Origin of the sequence: Enterococcus sp. AZ071 (assembly GCF_050499065.1) — a bacterium.
GTDB classification, from domain to species: Bacteria; Bacillota; Bacilli; order Lactobacillales; family Enterococcaceae; genus Enterococcus_A; species Enterococcus_A ferrettii.
In genome coordinates this window covers 2,969,234-2,987,764 of record NZ_JBIPAS010000001.1, presented here as the reverse complement: position 1 = coordinate 2,987,764, position 18,531 = coordinate 2,969,234, and the positions used below count along the sequence as shown (strand labels likewise).

General features: G+C 42.4%; 17 protein-coding genes. 11 read left to right on the top strand and 6 right to left on the bottom strand.

Translation table 11 applies throughout. The annotated features are described in order from the left end of the window. Positions 1 to 82 precede the first annotated feature (82 nt). The 6 genes from IGI49_RS14730 to IGI49_RS14705 all read left to right on the top strand — a co-directional run bounded on the left by IGI49_RS14730 (position 83) and on the right by IGI49_RS14705 (position 5,560). Entirely contained in the window at positions 83 to 1,006 is a 924-nt protein-coding gene (locus IGI49_RS14730; protein WP_429962307.1) for a LysR family transcriptional regulator, read from the top strand. Positions 1,007 to 1,353: 347 nt separating this feature from the next. After that, entirely contained in the window at positions 1,354 to 2,334 is a 981-nt protein-coding gene (locus IGI49_RS14725) for a uroporphyrinogen decarboxylase family protein (protein WP_429962306.1), read from the top strand. Positions 2,335 to 2,411: 77 nt separating this feature from the next. Next, on the top strand, positions 2,412 to 3,269 hold the full coding sequence (locus IGI49_RS14720; RefSeq protein ID WP_429962305.1) for a transporter substrate-binding domain-containing protein: 858 nt from the start codon (positions 2,412 to 2,414) through the stop codon (positions 3,267 to 3,269). Between the two features lie 11 nt (positions 3,270 to 3,280). Continuing rightward, complete coding sequence (locus IGI49_RS14715; RefSeq protein ID WP_429962304.1) at positions 3,281 to 3,973, top strand: amino acid ABC transporter permease; 693 nt, start codon at positions 3,281 to 3,283, stop codon at positions 3,971 to 3,973. Positions 3,974 to 4,113: 140 nt separating this feature from the next. After that, positions 4,114 to 4,890 (top strand): amino acid ABC transporter permease, encoded by a 777-nt coding sequence (locus IGI49_RS14710; protein ID WP_207701367.1) that lies wholly within the window; start codon positions 4,114 to 4,116, stop codon positions 4,888 to 4,890. Continuing rightward, a complete protein-coding gene (locus IGI49_RS14705; protein WP_429962303.1) occupies positions 4,829 to 5,560 on the top strand; it encodes an amino acid ABC transporter ATP-binding protein in 732 nt (243 codons plus the stop codon). Before IGI49_RS14710 ends, IGI49_RS14705 begins: the two co-directional genes overlap by 62 nt. Positions 5,561 to 5,601: 41 nt before the next feature. Here the strand turns inward: IGI49_RS14705 and IGI49_RS14700 are convergent, their stop codons facing one another. From IGI49_RS14700 to IGI49_RS14690, 3 genes are read right to left on the bottom strand one after another with little or no spacing between them, the layout of a single operon-like run. Further along, positions 5,602 to 6,363 (bottom strand): nucleotidyltransferase domain-containing protein, encoded by a 762-nt coding sequence (locus tag IGI49_RS14700; protein ID WP_429962302.1) that lies wholly within the window; start codon positions 6,361 to 6,363, stop codon positions 5,602 to 5,604. 24 nt (positions 6,364 to 6,387) lie between these two features. Continuing rightward, positions 6,388 to 8,937, bottom strand: coding sequence for a metallophosphoesterase (locus tag IGI49_RS14695; RefSeq protein WP_429962301.1), 2,550 nt, complete (start codon positions 8,935 to 8,937; stop codon positions 6,388 to 6,390). Continuing rightward, positions 8,934 to 10,175: a class I SAM-dependent methyltransferase gene (locus IGI49_RS14690; RefSeq protein WP_429962300.1), complete on the bottom strand. Its 1,242-nt coding sequence runs from the start codon at positions 10,173 to 10,175 to the stop codon at positions 8,934 to 8,936. The genes IGI49_RS14695 and IGI49_RS14690 overlap by 4 nt, the downstream gene beginning before the upstream one ends. 122 nt (positions 10,176 to 10,297) lie before the next feature. Between IGI49_RS14690 and IGI49_RS14685 the strand changes: the two genes are divergently transcribed. Next, on the top strand, positions 10,298 to 11,500 hold the full coding sequence (locus IGI49_RS14685; RefSeq protein ID WP_429962299.1) for a WYL domain-containing protein: 1,203 nt from the start codon (positions 10,298 to 10,300) through the stop codon (positions 11,498 to 11,500). Position 11,501: 1 nt separating this feature from the next. Beyond that, positions 11,502 to 12,416 carry a WYL domain-containing protein gene (locus tag IGI49_RS14680; RefSeq protein WP_429962298.1) on the top strand — a complete coding sequence of 305 codons (915 nt, stop codon included), beginning with the start codon at positions 11,502 to 11,504 and terminating at the stop codon, positions 12,414 to 12,416. 95 nt (positions 12,417 to 12,511) lie between these two features. Here the strand turns inward: IGI49_RS14680 and IGI49_RS14675 are convergent, their stop codons facing one another. Continuing rightward, entirely contained in the window at positions 12,512 to 12,907 is a 396-nt protein-coding gene (locus IGI49_RS14675) for an Lrp/AsnC family transcriptional regulator (protein WP_429962297.1), read from the bottom strand. A 113-nt stretch (positions 12,908 to 13,020) separates the two neighbouring features. Here IGI49_RS14675 and IGI49_RS14670 point away from each other — a divergent pair, with 113 nt between their 5' ends. Then, complete coding sequence (locus IGI49_RS14670) at positions 13,021 to 13,563, top strand: cysteine hydrolase family protein (RefSeq protein WP_429962296.1); 543 nt, start codon at positions 13,021 to 13,023, stop codon at positions 13,561 to 13,563. Positions 13,564 to 13,679: 116 nt separating this feature from the next. On the opposite strand, the gene IGI49_RS14665 is transcribed toward IGI49_RS14670, so the two are convergent. Then, a complete protein-coding gene (locus IGI49_RS14665) occupies positions 13,680 to 13,922 on the bottom strand; it encodes a hypothetical protein (RefSeq protein WP_429962295.1) in 243 nt (80 codons plus the stop codon). 305 nt (positions 13,923 to 14,227) lie between these two features. On the opposite strand from IGI49_RS14665, the gene IGI49_RS14660 reads away from it, so the two are divergent. Continuing rightward, a complete protein-coding gene (locus IGI49_RS14660; protein ID WP_429962294.1) occupies positions 14,228 to 15,676 on the top strand; it encodes a peptidoglycan amidohydrolase family protein in 1,449 nt (482 codons plus the stop codon). A gap of 218 nt (positions 15,677 to 15,894) precedes the next feature. Continuing rightward, positions 15,895 to 17,427 carry an LPXTG cell wall anchor domain-containing protein gene (locus tag IGI49_RS14655; RefSeq protein WP_429962293.1) on the top strand — a complete coding sequence of 511 codons (1,533 nt, stop codon included), beginning with the start codon at positions 15,895 to 15,897 and terminating at the stop codon, positions 17,425 to 17,427. Positions 17,428 to 17,478: 51 nt separating this feature from the next. On the opposite strand, the gene IGI49_RS14650 is transcribed toward IGI49_RS14655, so the two are convergent. Beyond that, entirely contained in the window at positions 17,479 to 18,525 is a 1,047-nt protein-coding gene (locus IGI49_RS14650; protein ID WP_429962292.1) for a galactitol-1-phosphate 5-dehydrogenase, read from the bottom strand. Positions 18,526 to 18,531: the final 6 nt, after the last annotated feature.

Genomic DNA, 18,531 nt, shown 5'->3' with positions numbered 1-18,531 from the left:
TTAGATTGCCATAGGCGATCCAGCCAGGGGACTTGATGGAAATCAAGTCCCCTTTTCTTTTACCCAGAAAGGGAGTCTTATTATGAATTTTCAACAATGCCGTTATGCCGTGGCAATTGCTGAAGCAGGCAGCTTTAGTCAAGCCGCAAAGGATCTATTTGTTACCCAGTCTAGTCTTTCTACTGCCATTAAAGAGTTGGAGACCTCTCTAGGTATCCGTTTGTTTCATCGATCTAAATCAGGTACTCGCTTAACTGAAGATGGCAGCGAGTTTTTAGTGGCCGCACGCCGGATTTTGGCTCAGGTCGAATTATTGGAGAATCAATATCAGCCGAATAAGAAAAAAGATTTTATCGTAGCCGCTCAGCATTATGATTTTTTATCGCAACCTTTTTTAACTGTCTTTCAACAGTTTCAAACCGAATGCCAGCACTTTCATTTAATTGAGACAACGACTCAAAAGATTATTGAAGGCTTGCAAAGCTTTCGCAGTGAATTGGGAATCCTATACCTAACACCGACAAATAAACGTTCTTTAGAACGGCATTTTGCACAAGAACAGTTAACCTTTCAGCCTTTAGGAAAATTTGTCACTCAGATTTTCCTGCGCAAAGACCACCCATTGGCTGACAAAGTACAGATTACCGTTCAGGATTTGGCTGACTATCCACAAATTCGTTTCAACCAGGAGGAATATGAATTTTCTCATTTTGAAGAGGATCCTCTGGAAATCCCTACGGAACAAGCTGTGATTTATGCCAATGATCGCGGTACTCTGTTGAATCTGTTGTGCGGCTCAGATGCTTACGCCTCCGGTTTGGGCATTGTAGAAGGCTTCGCCAAGGAACAAATTGCTTTGATTCCTTTAGCCGATTCCGATATTCATACCTTAGGCGTTGTTTATCATCAACAGCGCTCCCTGAGTGAAATGGCTGAGCTTTTCATCGAAGAAGTTCAAAACGCCGTAGACCAGTCCATTGTATCTATTGAAAAATCCAATGGCTGACCATCAATAACAACAATTATCCAAATGACCTTTCTCTTGGTATAGTTAGAAAAAGTTAAAACAAGGAGGAGAACACGTATGTTAACAGTCACTAGTTCTGTAATGACAACTGAATCAAAGAACATGGCTTGTCAATGCATGCCGTGTTCTTTAGCGTACCCTTAAAGGAATGAAGCTCATTCTAAATGGTGCACTAAAGGACTTGATGCCGAATCAAGTCCTTTTTTCTTTGGTTTAGTTGAGAAAACATTCACAAGTCCATTAACCCTAAGAAGCTATTTGCCCTGTCCTTGTCACAATCTGTCCATTACTTGCATCAACTTCAAAACAAAAAAAGGAGTGTTTACATGTCAAAAAGAGAGTTGGTTTTACGTGCACTGCATCAACAAAAAGTGGAAAGAGTTCCGGTTGGTTTTTGGTTTCATTTTATTACTAATGAAGAGGAGCTTCGACAGCCGATTCCTGAAATAATCGAACGAAACATTGCAGGTCATCAAACATTTATCGCTGAGTTCCAACCAGACTTTGTCAAATTAATGAGCGATGGGTTCTTTTATTACCCTAATGAACAAATTGCCCAAGCTAGAACAATTGATGACTTGAAGGACATTCAATCGATTGGCAAGGAGCATCCTTGGATTCAGCAGCAGGTGGCATTAGTAAAGGAACAAAAGAAGCACTTTTTAGAGGATATTGCAGCTTTTTACAATATTTTTGCACCAGCTACCTACTTTAAATGGCAGCTGCCTGGAGGTGAAGCTCAGTTTGCAGAATTCTTGCTAGAGAATCCTGAACTGACACAGCACGTATTAAATGTGATTGCCGAAGACATCTCACACTTGGTAACGGCTGTTTTGAGTCAAACCGATATTGACGGAATTTACTTAAGTGTCCAAAATGTGCAGGATCAGCGAATTTCTTCTGACATTTACGCACGATTTATTCGCAGCTCCGACTTAATTGTTCTTGAGGCAGCCAATCGAAGCTCAGCCAACAACATCCTGCATATTTGCGGATACGAAGGAGCTACAAATGATCTGTCCCTTTATAAAGATTATCCTTCCGCAGCTGTCAATTGGGCTGTTGGTCCTGAGCAGGTTTCCTTAATTGAAGGAAAGAACTTATTTGACCGAACAGTAATTGGCGGATTTGATAATACAGCGAACAGTATCCTTTACCATGGGAATCAAACGGACATTCAACAAGCAACGCAAGCTTTGCTGGAAGAAGCCGGTGAAGTTGGTATCATTCTAGGAGCAGATTGCACAGTACCCAGCGATACTCCACTGGAGCATTTGCAATGGGTTCGGGAAGTTACTTATCAGTAAAATAGTATTCAGCGTTAACATCAAACGTATTCTTCTATGAAAAATACGTCCCATCATATGAACAAGGAGGCAGCAAAATGAAAAAACTAGTTATTGGTTTAGGAATCATCTTGGTACTGGCCGGAGGGACCTTCTGGGTCAGGCAAAGCAACCAGCAGGAAGCCGCCGATGAACAGGTGACAACCATCAAAGTCGCCCACACTCAAAATTACGTTCCTTATGATTTCATTAATGAAAACGGCGAATCCGATGGGTATGAAGTTCAGGTATTAAAGGCCGTCGATAAAAAACTCCCCCAGTATAAGCTGGAATACACTGGTACTAGTGACGATGATTTGCTCATTGGATTAGAGTCAGGAAAATATGACGTGGGGGTTAAGGGTGCTTGGTACACCGCTGAACGGGCGAAAAAATTTATTCTGCCGGAAGAAAAGATCGGCGCCAGTATCATTGGTTTTACCATTCGTAAAGAAGATGCTGGAACCATCACAGATATTGACTCGTTTGCAAAAACAGGAGGCAAACTAGTCCCGATCTCCCCACAAAATGCGCAATGGAATGTGATTGAGGAATACAACAAAGAACATACCGATCAACCAATCCAGTTAACAGCTGCAGAAGCCTTTAACGTAGCTGATGCCTATGCCTGGGTACTAGAGAAACGGTATGACGCCTTTTTTGATATCAAGCTTTCCTATGAGGAGGCGATTCAAAATGAAGAAGGGGCTTATCATCAATATGCTGATCAGCTCACTTATGTTCCTTACAAAGGAATTCCAACTTACCCGCTAGTGCATCGTAATGAACAGAATAAGGAATTTGCTAAAGCTTACGAAGGAGCAATTCGTGAATTAGAAGCCGATGGTACTCTTCAAGCGCTGTCGAAAAAATATTTTGGTGAAGATGTTTTTCAATTTATTGACAAGAATGACTAAGGAGGAATTCGATGGTCTCTTTTGATCCGGCACATATCCTTCAGGTGCTGCCTAAGCTGCTGACGTATTTACCCGTTACGCTGGCAGTTGTAGGCATTACGGTTCTTTTAGGAACACTTCTAGGCGGAATCGTCGCCTGGGGGCTGCTTGCTTCAGATAACTATTTGAGAAAAATTGCGGAGAGCTATGTTTTTGTTCTGCGTTGTACACCGCCGATTGTCCTATTGTTTATCGTTTTTTATGGCTTTCCCCGCTTCCTTAATTGGTGGCTGGGTATCCAAAGCGATCGCTGGTCTCGGGGAGTCTTCGTGATAATCGCCATGACTTTATTGTTTGCAGCTATTATTTCCAAAGTCTTTACTTCGGCCTACTTGTCGGTACCTAAAGGACAACTGGAAGCCGGATTGAGTATTGGGCTGTCCCCTTTTCAAACATTTTATCGTATCTTATTGCCGCAGGCAGCCCGTATTGCTTTGCCCAACTTTTCTACTGCTTTACTTAATTTGATGAAGGATGCCGCTTTGGCCTACACCATCGGCTTAATTGATGTGTTAGGCGGTGCAAACCTTTTGATTAATCGCAACTTCGGCAACTTTTCGCTGGAAACTTATACAGCGGCTGCGATTATTTATTGGGGCTTGGCTTTCGTACTGACCTTAGCCACTCAAGCTGCTGAACACCTTCTGACACCTAAAGGATACTAGTTCCACTATTCCCAGCTTCGTTTCCACAGAAAATAAATCAAACGAAGCATGCGAGTTAAGAGGAAGGGTATCCAGTCTGAGCACCAAACTGATTTTTCAAGGAAAAATGATTGCCTTGATATAAAGAGGGAGTGAATGAAATGGATTGGCAATTTATCATCGAAACCTTTTTCTTAACCTTAAGAGGGGTTCCTACTACTTTGGCTATTATGGCAGTAGCCTTTGCTCTGAGTTTTTTGCCAGCTTTACTGCTTGCCTTGGCACGAATCCACAGGGTTAAAGGAATAACTGGTTTTTCCATGGTTTACCTCGCTTTTGTGCGGGCGACACCGCCGATTTTACTGATTTTATTCTTTTACAGCTTGCTGCCTAGTGTCTTAAATGTTTTCATGCAGCGGATTGGAAGCTCGGTAAATGTCTTTGACTTTAATCCAATTTTCTATGCCTTTATCGTTTTTGGCTTTTTAACCACTGCCAGCTTATCGGAAGTATTTCGTTCGGCCTTAATGACCGTAAACAGAGGCCAACTGGAAGCCGGTCAGGCCATTGGCCTAAGTAATTTTCAAACCTACCGGCGGATTATTTTTCCTCAAGCTTTGGTTTCGGCATTGCCGAATTTATGCAACCTGATGATTAACTTAGTCAAAGGGACCTCTTTGGTCTTTGTCATGACGGTGCAGGATATTACCGCTATCGCCCGCGTACAGGCTGCTTATGGTTACCATTATTTTGAGGCTTATTTTGTCATCTTTGTTGTGTATTTACTGCTATGCGGAGCAATTCAAGGCGTGTTTTCGTTGCTCCAGCATCGAAATTCCCAACGTACTAGTAAAAACGTTCGAAAGGAGCTTTCCCATGCTAAACGCTACTCATATTCACAAAAGCTTTCAGCAGCAATCAGTTTTAAAAGACGTTAGTTTGCAGGTAAATCAAGGAGATGTCATCGTTATCCTCGGCCCTAGCGGATCAGGAAAAACTACCTTCTTGCGTTGTCTAAACGGCTTAGAGAAGGCGGACAGCGGTGAATTATCACTTGCCGACAATGCTTATGACTTAGCCAAAATTTCCAATAAAGAAATTTTAACCCTCCGGAAAAAAACTGCCTTTGTTTTTCAACACTACAATCTGTTTGCCAATAAAACCGCTTTGGAAAATGTCTTAGAGGGCTTAATTATCGCACGTAAGATTCCTAAAGCGGAGGCTTTGAAAACTGCCCACGAAGCCATCGCCAAAGTGGGATTGTCTAGTCATGAAAATTACTATCCTCATGAATTATCTGGTGGGCAGCAGCAGCGGATCGGAATCGCGCGAGCAATTGCTGTAAAGCCGGATGTGTTGTTGTTTGATGAACCGACTTCGGCATTGGATCCCGAATTGATCGGCGATGTACTGCAGGTGATGCGTCAGCTGGCGGAAGAAGGCATCACGATGGTGGTAGTTACTCATGAAATGGGCTTTGCTCGTGACATTGCCAGCCATGTAGTTTTTATGGATGAAGGTCGAATCATTGAAGAGGGACCCCCTGAGGAATTCTTTGCGGCACCAAAGGAAGAACGTACGCAACGCTTTTTAGCTCGGATTAGTTGAAAAAGGAGAAACGCTGCTTTAGTATACAGCGCTTCTCCTTTTTATGCTTTCAGCCAGCTTAAAAAGAAAGCATTGAGCTTATCTGAAGAGATGGCTGGGCCTTTATCCAACCCCTGCACATAGGCACTAAAGAAGGTCAGCTTTTCTTCTAAAAATTGATTCAACTGAGGAATACAGGTTTCCAAATCCAGCTCATCCCCCTGTTTCTTTCTAGCAAGCAGGTCATTTATGATCTGCAGCAAGTCTGCAGGTAAATCAAGCAGTGTCAGCAGCTCTTCAAATAAAACTGGCGGCCGCTGATGATACGTCTGAATCCACATACAAGCCAATACTGGACGCAAAACATAAAAATATTTCTTGATCCGCACCTGCTCCTTTTTCAAATACTCTCGATAGTTGCCCTCTGCCATATGCAAGTAATGATAAATCAAACGTTGTTCGTTGAGATTTTCTTCACTCAATTGCCGAAGTTCAGCAATGAATTGTGGGTTTTCGCAATAAACTAACGGCGAGTTCAACCACTCCAATAAAGCCGGATTGCTTTTTTGCAGCAGCTTTAAGGTTTTATCTAAATCCCAGCCGCAAATATCCAACTGATCACTAATGGGGATTTCCAAATGGTCTGCTGTCTTTTCCAGTTTTAAGTACCAATTTTTGGGACGTCGATAAATGAATCGCACATCAAAATCGCTGTCTTTGGAGGGAAATCCCCATGCACGACTGCCGCTTTCAACAGCGTATAAGATATCAAGCTGTTCCTGCTGTTCAATTCTACGCAGAGCTTGTTGAATTTTTTGTTCCATTTTCTTTCCTCCCTTATTTATAATTTATAGTCTTGGATCGAAGGCTGATTCCTTCTCCATCTCAAACAAAAGATTGGCTAAAAGATTCAGGTATTCTGTGTTTTCCTTTGTCAGCTCAGCTTTTGGCAGCTGCAAGAGTTCTCGAGCCAGCTCATATTCCTTGATCGAGGTTCGCAGCTTATGGGAAATATTTTTCCCCTTAATCAGCTTTTGATAATAATGGGCGCTGTGATAAGTAAAACCATAGATTAGTGTTAGATAGGCTTTATTTCGAACCTTTAAGAAAGGAGCCGCTCCCTTCTTCTGCGTTTCCGGCTTAATTACGATACCTTCCATTTGCTGCTCCAGCGTCATTTGATCAAAATAGCTTTGAGCTTGTTCTTCGGCATTGGCTGCTGTTAGATCCAGCAGTAAAAATTGGTCTCTATTTAGAAGCTGATAAATTTCTGAAGTAGGCTTGTTGACAACCTCTTCTCTATCTTGATACACAACCTTCAACAGATCAAAGGCTTTGAAGCTCAGTGGCGCATCTTTACCGTACAACTCAATTTGTTGTTGATACAGGTGCAGGGCCTCTTCCTGTTCAGCAAACGAAACTTGGTTGGGCAATACCTTCAATAATTCACGAAATTGTCTGGCAGCATGTTCCCCGTACTTTTCAGTCAGCTGTTTTTTTGATAAATGATAACTGTCAGCCGTAAAGTCAGAGGCGTTTAGCTTGGCTGTCAGCTGCTGGAAGTGTTCTGAGAATTGACTGCTCTTTAGAAAATCCAGTTCACCCTCAATTCCTTTGGCTACTGGCCAATATTCTTGGTCGATTAGATTTTCGCCTAAGGCACGCCATGGCAGCAGTTCTCCATCTAATAGAAGCATTTTTATTTGATTTTTTTTCATATACGAAGCAAATTGCTGCTGCAACTGGGCAAAAACCTGACCCATTTCGGGTAGATGAATCTTGTAGCCCTTGCGCGAAATTGCATAGCAGTCCTCTAGCTTTTCATGAAGATAAACGTTGGCTCTGGATCCCATATATTTTGGCTCCAGTACAACTTGTTGCACGCCTTGCTGACGATAATAAGCCAGTGCTTCTTGCAAAGATTCCAGATCATTTTGTTCGCTGTTTGCTGCTGCAGGCGCCATTGTTCCTGAGAGATACTGCACCTGATTATTAGCCATACGCAGCACTCTTTTTTGTTCCTTTTCAGTCAATCTTTCCCATGATTGTAGTTTGGGACGACCGAAAAGAACTGGCAGCTCTTCAGTTTGTTCATTGATAGAACCTACCGCTGTTTTTGCATTGCCTTTAGCAAAAATTTTAAGAGCACTTAGCTTGTTGCCATAAACAGTCCCTGTATCGATCCCATATTTATTTTTCACCCGGAAAATATCTTTAGCAGCAATATGGCCAAAAATGTGAATGGGCAAATTATACATACTTTCTTCTTCCAACCATTGCAGCTGCTCCTGCACCGGCTTGTCACGATTCAAGCGGAAGTTTCGCTGATTGCGCAGCGCAGCACTGTCCATTTTACCTAAAAATTGTTGGTGACATGGCGCATGGGTCACGATGAAAGACTGCTTTTCATCGCCAATTCGACGAAGAAACGGCTGACTTTGCTCCACTAGCTGATTAAATTTTGCCAGAAGCTGCGGCTGAGCTTTTAAGGTATGAATCGAAGTAAAATGCTGATCAATGACTGTCTGCTCGGCGCCCTTTATTTCCCCTTTTAAATACTGGTATACAAAATGTTCATGATTTCCGACTATCAATTGAAAATAGGCCCGATTTTGAAACAGGAACTCAATCATTTCTGCTGTCTGTTCCCCTTTATCAATCCAATCGCCCAGTAAAATTAAATCCAACGGCTCCTTGCTGGCAATTTCCAATTTATTTTTGTCTACTTGATACCCCAGCTTTGAAACCAATCTTTTTAAATCTGCGACCGACTCGTGGACATCACCAATTACGGCATAATCTTTTTGGTTGGATAGTAATGTAGCTAGATACGCAGACTTATTTTCTACTTCAACAGTGATCTCTTGAAAATTTTTATGTTTAATTCGATGCACCGCAGCATAGTTTTCCTTTGATAGCTTAGGCAGTACCTCTTTTTTTAAGCGGTCTACATGCTTCGTAATTAGCACTTTGGATCGCTCGGAGGCATAGAATTCTTCTCTGGCATAATCGAAGACTACTGCTTCTACGCGGTAATGATTTTTCTCAGCAATTTCCCGAACCTCCTGCCGAAATTCTTCGGCCAACCCGATGGTATCGACAACAACGAACTCTGCATTCACAGGATAGCTAGTTAAAAAATCCAGTTTTGATTTTAGATAGGGAAAGGCAATTCCTGATGCCTCCATCATACTAGCTGCATATTTGTCATAGTCTCGCCCCAACAATTCGCGACGCATGTCATCTGAAGACAAATGATGACTATTGGTTTGGAAATTTTTTTCGGCTGCTTGGAAGGACAGCTGGGGCAGTAAGACTTCTTTCGTAAAGGTTGTCTTCCCCGATTCAGTCGGCCCAATTAATAGAAAAATCGTATGAACTTGGGTGGTTATTTTCATGCTGTTTGCTCCTTTTTAATCCGTGCTCCTTGGGTAGTGGCAATTCCGTTAACTTGATCACCGGTAGTGAAAAATTCAAGTGTATCAGTGTTGCCAACAATTTCCGTCAACCACTGCTTAAATTCTACTTCAGTAAACTCAAATTGATGATCCTCGTGTCGTTTTCGATCCGCTGACAGTCCATAAAAGGAATTAAAATCCTTATTGGGTGTTGAAAGGATCAGTTGATGAAAGGGCAGCTGAAGTAATTTTTGCAGCAGCTTCTTCGCTTCATCTTTTGACATATGTTCGATGACTTCCATTAATAAGATGTCCATCGAAGCAGGCACATCGGCCTCTTCAAGTGATGCAAATAGCTGGATATTGGTTAGCTCCATGCGCTCACTTCGCTCCTTGGCATAGGCCAAGACATCTGGATCAATATCAATTCCGATATACTGATTGACCTTCTTAGCAAGGTGAAAATACGCACCTCCACCACAGCCAACATCTAAAATTGCATGGTTTAGATCCAGCAGTTCTTTTACCTTCTCGATTCGGGAATAGCTGGTCCCGCGGTAAGTAAAGGAAATCTGCTCCTGGCTGTTTGCCTCTAGTTCTGCTTGATACTTAATAAAAGACTGTTTACTATACAAAAATTTTCGTACAAATAAATTGCGAACATAATAAGGTGCTTTGATGGCGTGTAAAGATTGAATGCAGCGCTGAATGAGCGTATCACTCTCATCTAAAAACGTGCTGCTCTCTTTTGCCAGCAATAAGAGAAGTATATAGCTCCCATGAAGCAGCTTATAAAGGGAATCCGCTGCTATCGTGATCCGATAAAATCCAGTTAACAGCAGCTCCTCCTGAATGTCAAAATCTGACAATACTCGTTGAAGGGAGTGAAAAAGCTCGAGCTTTTTTATTTCAACCATCGTAATCGTCAGCTGGTTGTCAGATTTCCCTGCTTCCGGCTCCTTCATCGCAGACTTTAAGAATTCTGTCATTAATGCCAGATAAGCCTGCGGTGCAGAATACTGCTTAACATTCAGATAATGCTGCTGCTCTTCGCGGGTGGACCGAAACGAAAGCACTGTACCATAATCCTGAAAATACAAGCAATAAGTTTGTGGTGTCTCATACCAACCAAAGCTAGTGCCGTTACGAATACCTCGCAACAGCAATCCCCCTTCTGGATGCTTTTTGATTAATTGGGTAAATTCCGGATGGTTGGAAGTTACTGTCATGATTGCCATTTTTTTGTCCTCCTGTTGTTTAACTGTCTTCATCTTACCCAATCACTCAAAATAGTTCTTTTAAAAAAGGGTGCGAACTTGATACAATGAAAGATAAATCAGTCCCAGGAGGTGGAGAGGCATTGGCGAAAAAATTTCAAGAGCTGGTAAAGCAATTCAGTACGTTGCGCAGCTACACACGAGAATTCTTAATTTACGGCTTTAAAAGTCGAGAAGAAATTACGTTGTCCAGCCCGCGAACCTACGACAATGAACGACGCCGTTTGGAAAGCCTGCTGCAGGACTATGTAGAGGTCCAAACAGTTAACAATAAAAAGATTTATCGCTTAGTCTTACCCGCAAATCAGGCAGACAATCCGCTGCACTGTTTGTGGCAAACCAAATCTTTTACTCGAAATGATATTTTTCTGCATTTTGTTTTGCTGGATATTCTAGCTTCACAAAAAAAATTGACCGTAAATGAGCTGGTTCAACAGGTGGACAGCTACTTGGAGGTCTTTGAAGACGACTATCTGATCGACAGTCTGACGATTCGCAACAAACTCAATGAGTATGCTGAGCTAGGAATTTTATCCAAAACCAAAGAGGGCAAACAGTGGTTTTACTCTTTAGAGGAAGAAATCAACTTCAGCCCTCAACAGCTGCGAGCCATTCAATTTTATAAAGAAACAGCTCCTATGGGGGTAATTGGGGATTTATTGTTGAAACGAATTCCCCATCCAGACTCTCCCTTTTGCTTTAAACATAAGTATGACAGTCAAACATTAGACAGCGAACTATTGCTTACTTTGCTGCAAGCAATTAAGCAGCAGCAAAGAGTCCAGCTAACCAAAGTTAATGGTGTGGAGCTGAGCCTGACACCGTTGAAGGTTTATTCCAGTTGCGAAAGTGGACGTCAGTATTTAGTAGGTACTCATTCGGGAAAACTATATTCTTTACGCTTAGACTATTTGGAAAAAGGTCGTCTGTTGGGTAAGACAGAAAATTACCAGCAAGGCTTAGACAAGTTGGCTGCTGCAGAAAAAACAGCCTGGAACTGCTCCTTTACGATGACCCGAACAGTCAACTATCGAATTCTACTGCACCTGCCTGAGCCTTATTTGTATCAGCGGCTGCTCCGGGAAAAACGCCAGGGGAGCGTGACACCACTAGGCGATTCCTTGTATGAATTTTCAATTGATTTGATTGATCCCAAAGGCATGGAGCCTTGGCTGCGTACTTGGATCGGACGAATTGTACAAATCAATTCGCCTAATCGAACCTGGGAGAACCAGTTTTGGAAGGATGTATCCGCGATGAAACACTTATACGGGTTGGAGGAATAGTATGGAGCTTTTTTCGGAAATTCACAGTTTATATTACCAGTTGATGGCCCAGCTGCTGCAGACTAAAACAGCGGACGAACAGCAGGAGCTGCTAGAACAAAATGGGTTTAAGGAAACACCCTTTGAGATGTCTGCCTATTTAACTGAGGACAAAGATGGCTGGCACTTAACCAAGGACAAGCATACCATTTTAAAGCATTCACCTAAGTCTTTTCCCCTAACGAAGCTGGAAAAAGCTTGGTTGGCTGCCATTCAACAGGAGCAGAAATTTTCCTGCTTCAGCGAGCCCTTTGATCTTGAAGAATGTGAGCCTTTGTTTAGCTGGCAGGACATTCATTACTTTGATCAATTTGTCAGCGAGGACAGCTTTACTGGCGCATACGCGCAAATTGTTCGCAAGCTGCTGCAAAGTATCGACGAACAGCAGGTAGTGCAGTTAGACTATCAGGCTGCAGGCAAGCAGCAAGCAACCCGTCACCTTTTCCAACCTTTAAAGTTAGAATACTCGGCAAAAAATAATAAGTTTCGCGTACTGGGCAAGCGGAAAAACGGTCGCAGCTGGAAAACAGTGACCTTTAATTGTTCAGACATCCAGTCTCTTGAGCCTGCCAAAGACAGCTCGATTGAAGGAATGGTTTGGTCTCCGCCTAGACTCTGCAAAATTGTTTGCCATCTGATCGACGAACGAAGTGCTTTAGAGCGCGCAACCTTCCATTTCTCCAACTATCGCAAAACGGTAGAACGTTTAGGGGATAATCAGTATCGCTTGACGGTTTTCTATGAGAAGAAGGACGAGACGGAATTATTGATTAATGTCCTCTCCTTTGGTGCTCGGATGAAGGTCGTTGAGCCCGATCATTTTGTCCAGTTGATTAAGGAACGGTTGATTCGGCAGAAGGAGCTAAGCCATCTTTAAGCTACCTCTAAGCTACCTGCGAAAAGGGCAGTGACGGACAAGCGCGAAAAATAGATCAAAAGCACCAAGAGCAGTAGTCTCTTCGTACTTTTGATCTATTTTCTTTTGTCGATTAGTACAGTTTCCACGCTGTAGCGAGCCCATTTAGAAATGTCCTCGACAAACTGATTCAACTGATCCTTGGTAAAATGAGCAACCACTACATAGCAAGCTTGACCGCTCACCTTGTAGAACTCCTCAACTTCCTTAAATTGATTAACTGCCGCTTCGACGGCTGCAAAATTGGCTGACTTCATAAACAGACGAATAAACTGCTTATCCGAATAATTGATCGCAACTGTAAACTTTTTAAGCATGCCTTGCTCTTTCAGCTTGGTGATCCGATTCCCCACTGCTTGTCCAGTTAAGTGAACCTGCTCCCCGATTTCCTTATTGCTAAGACGGCTGTCTGCCGCTAAAATCTGCAAAATTGCTTCATCTAATTGATCCATACCCTCACCTTTTTCATGTTGAAAGTTTTTCCCTGAATTCTTTTTCACCGGGTTCTGTCTTGCGTCACTGCTTTTTCCTATACTAAATGTACCAACTACAAAGGAGAAGACAGATGAAACAAGGATTACTCGTTATTGATGTTCAAAATGATTATTTTTCCAGAGGCAAAATGCCCTTAGCTCAACCGGAAGCTGCACTGCACCAGGTTAACCTTTTAGAGGCATATTTCCAACAAAAGAGCTGGCCGATTATTTATATTCAGCACGTCAATTTCAAAAAGAATGCGACTTTCTTTCAGCCTTGTACCACAGGTGTCCAGCTGCATTCAGATCTGCAGCTGAGTGCTGAATCTATTCTAATCAAGAAGCTGTTTCCCAACAGTTTTCATAGAACCAAGCTGGAAAAAATCTTGAAGGAACTAGGAGTCAACCAGCTGGTCGTCACTGGAATGATGACCCACATGTGCGTAGACTCTACCACCAGAGCCGCTTGCGAGCTTGGCTTTCGTCCCATTGTCATCTCTGATGCAACAGCAACTAAAGCGTTGACCTTTTGCGGTGAAGCTGCCCCGGCTCAAGCAGTTCAAGCAGCTTTTCTTGCAGCACTTGGCAACTTTACGACAGTTTGCAGTACAACAGAATACTTAAGCAGCTAAGTGGGCAGCCGTATGCTCCATTTGGGAAAGCTATTCTGCAAATTGCCAGGTTTCTCTATTGTTCGAGCAACGATACAGACAAGTAAACATCTTCCAGTGGTCAATGCTGTTGTTTTTCAGCAGATAAGCTGTCGTTTCCAATTGATGGGTCTCTGTTTGATAAACCGCGTTAGGTGACTGGAACAGAGCCAAACTGCCTGTCTAATCCCCCTCCCGCTCTTTAAAGGAACTACCGCAATTGCTGGTATAAAACAGCTTTTCCCAAATCGATAAAAGCCCAAGATTGGATTCACAAAACTGACATATTGAACCGGCTGAGGTACACTGGTTTCATTACCGATTTTCTTTGTCATCGGCATTGATTTTCTCCTTGGAGGATAGTCATTCAATAATAAATAGTTCTAGATTCATAAAGCCCTCGTCATAATCTAGTTTTTCTTATTATCCTATAGAATAAACAGGTTGAACAGAGAATTAGAAAGATTAATAGTAAAACATTGGTTCATGAGAAGCCTTTGAGTGTGTTTGTAATTTTTAAAGCCCGCTGCAATGCGCTTGCTTAATTTTAAAGCTTAAGCTTGCAGAAAACTGTTTACGTTACAAAAATAATCACGTAGAATATCAATTAGAATAGAATGATTGTTTTTTAATTTAGGGGGATTAGATGGAAAAGAAACGATTTAAAATGTACAAAAAAGGGAAACAATGGTTGGTTGCTCCTATCGTTTTTATAGGTTTGTTAAGTGCTGTTGGAATGGCGACTGGTGGAACTACAGCCTACGCTGATGAAGCACCCGCCTCTCCTAGTTCAGAATATATTCAAGTCGAAACTCCCCAGGCCGATGTGACTCCTGTGAAACCTGATGAGTCCGCAGTTTTGCCTGAGGATAACCAAAGTAACATTACACCACCTGCTACTGATCCCGGTGAGAACAATCAAACGGAAGAACCAGTAGTTGATCCGTTTGAAGACCCGTCGACCGAGGTCAAAGATCCAGCTGTTGATCCGGGTGAAGATACTTCTGCTGAGGATAAAGATCCTGCTCCTACAGAGGAGGATTCTTCAACTGAAACAGAAAATCCTGTTGAGGAAACCGAAGAACAACCTAAAACAGACCCTGTTGATTCTACAGAGGCTAATAAGCCTACGGAAACAACAACGGACAAGAATACGGTAACTGAAGCTGCTGTTCCTGACAAGAACAAAGAGACAGCTCCAAAAGCTCCAGCTCAACCAGTAAAAGCGCAAGCAAAAGCTGCTGCAGCGCCTGCTAGCGCAAAGGCTGCGGAACAAGCAACCATTCAAATCTATCGCGTGTACAATCCGAATTCAGGGGAACACCTGCACACGATGAATGCCAATGAACGGAACTTTCTAGTCAACCTGGGTTGGCGTTATGAAGGTGTCAGTATGCTAGTTACTCCAACTGGGCATCAGCTACACAGAATTTATAACCCAAATTCTGGCGAACATCACTATACATTGAACATGAATGAAATTAATATGCTGAAACGAGCAGGCTGGCGTTATGAAGGGATCGCATGGCATACCCCAGCTACTGGCGTATCAATCTATCGTGTTTATAATCCTAATACCCGCGGAGCCGGTGCACACCATTACACAATGGATGCCAACGAAAGAGATACACTGATTCGCTCCGGCTGGAGAAATGAAGGCATCTCTTGGTTTTCAGCGGGGACTAAGCAGCCGCAGGAAATTCTAATGGACTGGTTCTACGCCCGTCAAGGACAAGTAACCTACTCCATGACCAATCGGAACGGTCCAAATTCCTATGATTGTTCTAGCGCTGTCTTTTATGCTTTAATGGAAGCCACTTACCTGCCTATGGGAACCTGGGTTGGGAATACAGATAGCTTGTTTGCTTTGGAGAACAAAATTCTTATGCCAATTTCAAGAGACCAAGTAAGACGTGGAGATATCTTTATTGCTGGTAAAAAAGGCAATTCTGCAGGTGCTTTTGGCCATACCGGTGTTGCAACCAGCAACAGCAGAATCATTCATTGCAACTACAAGGACAATGGCATTTCAGAAACACTGATCGCTGGACGTACAGGTGACCCTTGTTACTGGTACCGTTTGGTAAAACGCTAATTTAGACTTAAACAATTAGGGCACCTCTTGATGATTAGGCAATCGTTCTAATCATCAAGAGGTGCTTTTTATGTATGGATTTCTGTTTATTTTTAATTTATTTTGTATTTATTAGTCTTTATGTATATACTATTAACTGAAGAATAAAGCATCTTCCCTATTTGTTTAATAAAAACTTATCGGGAAGAAACGATGTGAAACTGTAAGGAGGAGAATCATTGAAAAAGTTTGTTGGTTTATTGATTATCGCCTCATTTTTTCTGACGGGCTCCGCTTCATCCTTAGCGGCAACCTACAACACTAGAGAAAAACCAAACGAGGCAATTGAAGATGCAAGTATTTGGAACAGAGATGTCGGTGACGGCATTGATACCTTCAAGTACGAAAATGGGCATTGGGTACCTTTTGAAAGTACGTCAAAAAGAAGAAGCGCAGCCAGAGAAGACTATCTTGAAAAAGTAGTCGCGCCAAACAAAGAAGCGCGGAAACAAGCAGAGGAATTGCAGCAGGGCTATATCGCCGAAGTAAAAGAGGATGCTGAAGTCTTTGATCATTTAACAGAAGACGAAAGTATGCTGGTTGCTTACACCGACGAACAAGGGAGCCACCAAGTAAGAATCCCTAAGGTTGAGATGCCTGACGAAATTGCCGAGCCTGCTAAATTCTTTATTAGTGAAAATGTTCCCGAGATGCTGCCAGTTTTAGCAACAGCTGATGTAGCGGAACCTGTCACTCAAAGTTCGAATCAACCGGCTGCTCCTGAATTAAAGGAACTGACCTATAAAGTAGAAAATAATAAGGTCTTAACTAAAGCTGATCTTCTTGAGAAAGTAACCTACGAAGGTGACAAGAGTGATATTTCCATCGAAATTTCTTCTAAGATGGTTTATGCTGCTCAGAACAATACCGCTTATTACCATGATTTAAATAGTTTATTAGCCGTGACCACAGTAGATAAGATTAGTGTTTTGTCCGAAGAAGATGCTCTTGCAAAAGGTTTGGTTTCAGCTCCAAATGAATCCAATCAACTGACAAAGATTAATCTATCCCTGCCTGGTCAATATACAATTACTTTAAAAACTCAAACAGCTGGAGTTACTGCTGTTCTCAAGGTTGAAGGCAAAAATGACACAATCCCTGAGCCGATTCCTACTCCAACCCCAGAGCCTCAACCACTAAAAATCGAGGTCAAGGATCATACGTATCCAGTCGAGGTTGGTAAATATTTGGATGAAACGGCCTTGTTAAGTTTGGCCACTTATAATGGTGATAAAAGCAAGCTGAAAGTTTCAATTGCTACAGACTATGTATACGTTACACCTAATGCTGAAGTTTATCATATTGATCTGCACGAATTATTAAGCAAAGCGAATTTAGAAACAATCACTGTGATGACTGAGCAGGAGGCCATCAATCAAGGCCTGCGCTTAGCGACCGAGAACAATGATAAGGGCGGAATCGATACGATTGATCGTTCACTGCCAGGAAAATATCGCGTAACTTATACAGACGGTCAAACCACCGTCACTAGTGTGATTACGATTGGTGAAGTGAAGGCCGAACAAGAACCAATCACCACACCGGTAAACAATACCAGACAAACGACCACAGCAAAAACCTACCCTACCACTCAGGCGAAAAATCTGCCTAAAACGGGGAGTACTTCCTCGAATGTTTTGATTGTGTTGGGTATAGGGATTGCCGCTGCAGCAGCCTTCATCTACTGGAAAAAATCGACAAAAAAAGCCTAAAAACTAGTTTTAAGGACAACTGCCCATGGTAGTTGTCCTTTTTTGTCATGATTAAGTTTTAGGGACAAGCAAAACCTGCCAGCTGGCAATATCCTTATTCCTCGCCAAATCAAAAGCCAGCATAATATCATCTAACGTAAAACGGTGAGAAATTAAGGTCCCTGGCTCCAGTTTTTTTTGCTCAATCAACGAAAGGGCAGCTTCCCATTCATTTCCAGGAAAAGGAGCGGAGTAAGCACTTGAGAGTCCCATTATCGTATATTCTCGAAGAAATATATTAGTAAAGGCTTGCTGACGAAGCATTACATTTGAGGGAGCTTGCCCATAAAATCCTATTGTTCCGCCTTTTTTGGTAATCAGCAGGCATTGCTCTTCTGCAATAGATAAACCAATACATTCGATTGCAACGTCTACACCTCTTCCCTCCGTCAGCTGTGAAATCTGCTCCTCGATCGAATCACGCAGCAAATCAATGGTATCCGTCACGCCATGAAGCTTGGCTTCCCATAAATTGTTTCGATCGGTATCCAAGCCAATAATTCTTTTTACCCCCGCTTGGCGCAGCCATTGAACATTCAATAAACCAAAGGTGTTCAGTCCAAATACTGCAACCGTATCACTTGCTTTGATCGCCAGTTTTTCCATGCCATGGACTATTTCAGCAATTGGTTCCAGCATTACCGCCTCCTCAAAGGCAATTGTTTCTCCTATTGGAAGTACGCTTTCTTCAGGTACAAGTACATATTCAGCAAAACATCCATTAAGATGAGTGCCAAGCTTCTTTCCCTCTTCACACCAATGCTGATGTCCTCTCTGACAATCTGAGCACTCACCACATGGAATGAACGGGACAGCAGTTACTCGGGTACCTACTTGCAGTGATGAAACCTCACTTCCGATCTCTTCTACAACTCCGGCAAACTCATGACCAATGATTTTCGCAGTTTTATGCCTTCCTCCGCTTTCCACTTGACGAATATCTGAATCACAAATACCAACAGCTTTCACTTTAACAAGCACCTCACTTCCTCTGGGAGCTGGCCGGTTCATTTTACGCAGGTTAAAGCTGTTAAATTCATTTAGTACTGCGGCTTTCACAACAAT

Bases quoted from the DNA above. Each gene is read 5' to 3' on its own strand.
- IGI49_RS14700 (WP_429962302.1), bottom strand. From the start codon at position 6,363: ATGGAACAAAAAATTCAACAAGCTCTGCGTAGAATTGAACAGCAGGAA.
- IGI49_RS14730 (WP_429962307.1), top strand. From the start codon at position 83: ATGAATTTTCAACAATGCCGTTATGCCGTGGCAATTGCTGAAGCAGGC.
- IGI49_RS14695 (WP_429962301.1), bottom strand. From the start codon at position 8,937: ATGAAAATAACCACCCAAGTTCATACGATTTTTCTATTAATTGGGCCG.
- IGI49_RS14710 (WP_207701367.1), top strand. From the start codon at position 4,114: ATGGATTGGCAATTTATCATCGAAACCTTTTTCTTAACCTTAAGAGGG.
- IGI49_RS14665 (WP_429962295.1), bottom strand. From the start codon at position 13,922: ATGCCGATGACAAAGAAAATCGGTAATGAAACCAGTGTACCTCAGCCG.
- IGI49_RS14670 (WP_429962296.1), top strand. From the start codon at position 13,021: ATGAAACAAGGATTACTCGTTATTGATGTTCAAAATGATTATTTTTCC.
- IGI49_RS14725 (WP_429962306.1), top strand. From the start codon at position 1,354: ATGTCAAAAAGAGAGTTGGTTTTACGTGCACTGCATCAACAAAAAGTG.
- IGI49_RS14715 (WP_429962304.1), top strand. From the start codon at position 3,281: ATGGTCTCTTTTGATCCGGCACATATCCTTCAGGTGCTGCCTAAGCTG.
- IGI49_RS14690 (WP_429962300.1), bottom strand. From the start codon at position 10,175: ATGGCAATCATGACAGTAACTTCCAACCATCCGGAATTTACCCAATTA.
- IGI49_RS14660 (WP_429962294.1), top strand. From the start codon at position 14,228: ATGGAAAAGAAACGATTTAAAATGTACAAAAAAGGGAAACAATGGTTG.
- IGI49_RS14705 (WP_429962303.1), top strand. From the start codon at position 4,829: ATGCTAAACGCTACTCATATTCACAAAAGCTTTCAGCAGCAATCAGTT.
- IGI49_RS14720 (WP_429962305.1), top strand. From the start codon at position 2,412: ATGAAAAAACTAGTTATTGGTTTAGGAATCATCTTGGTACTGGCCGGA.
- IGI49_RS14675 (WP_429962297.1), bottom strand. From the start codon at position 12,907: ATGGATCAATTAGATGAAGCAATTTTGCAGATTTTAGCGGCAGACAGC.
- IGI49_RS14680 (WP_429962298.1), top strand. From the start codon at position 11,502: ATGGAGCTTTTTTCGGAAATTCACAGTTTATATTACCAGTTGATGGCC.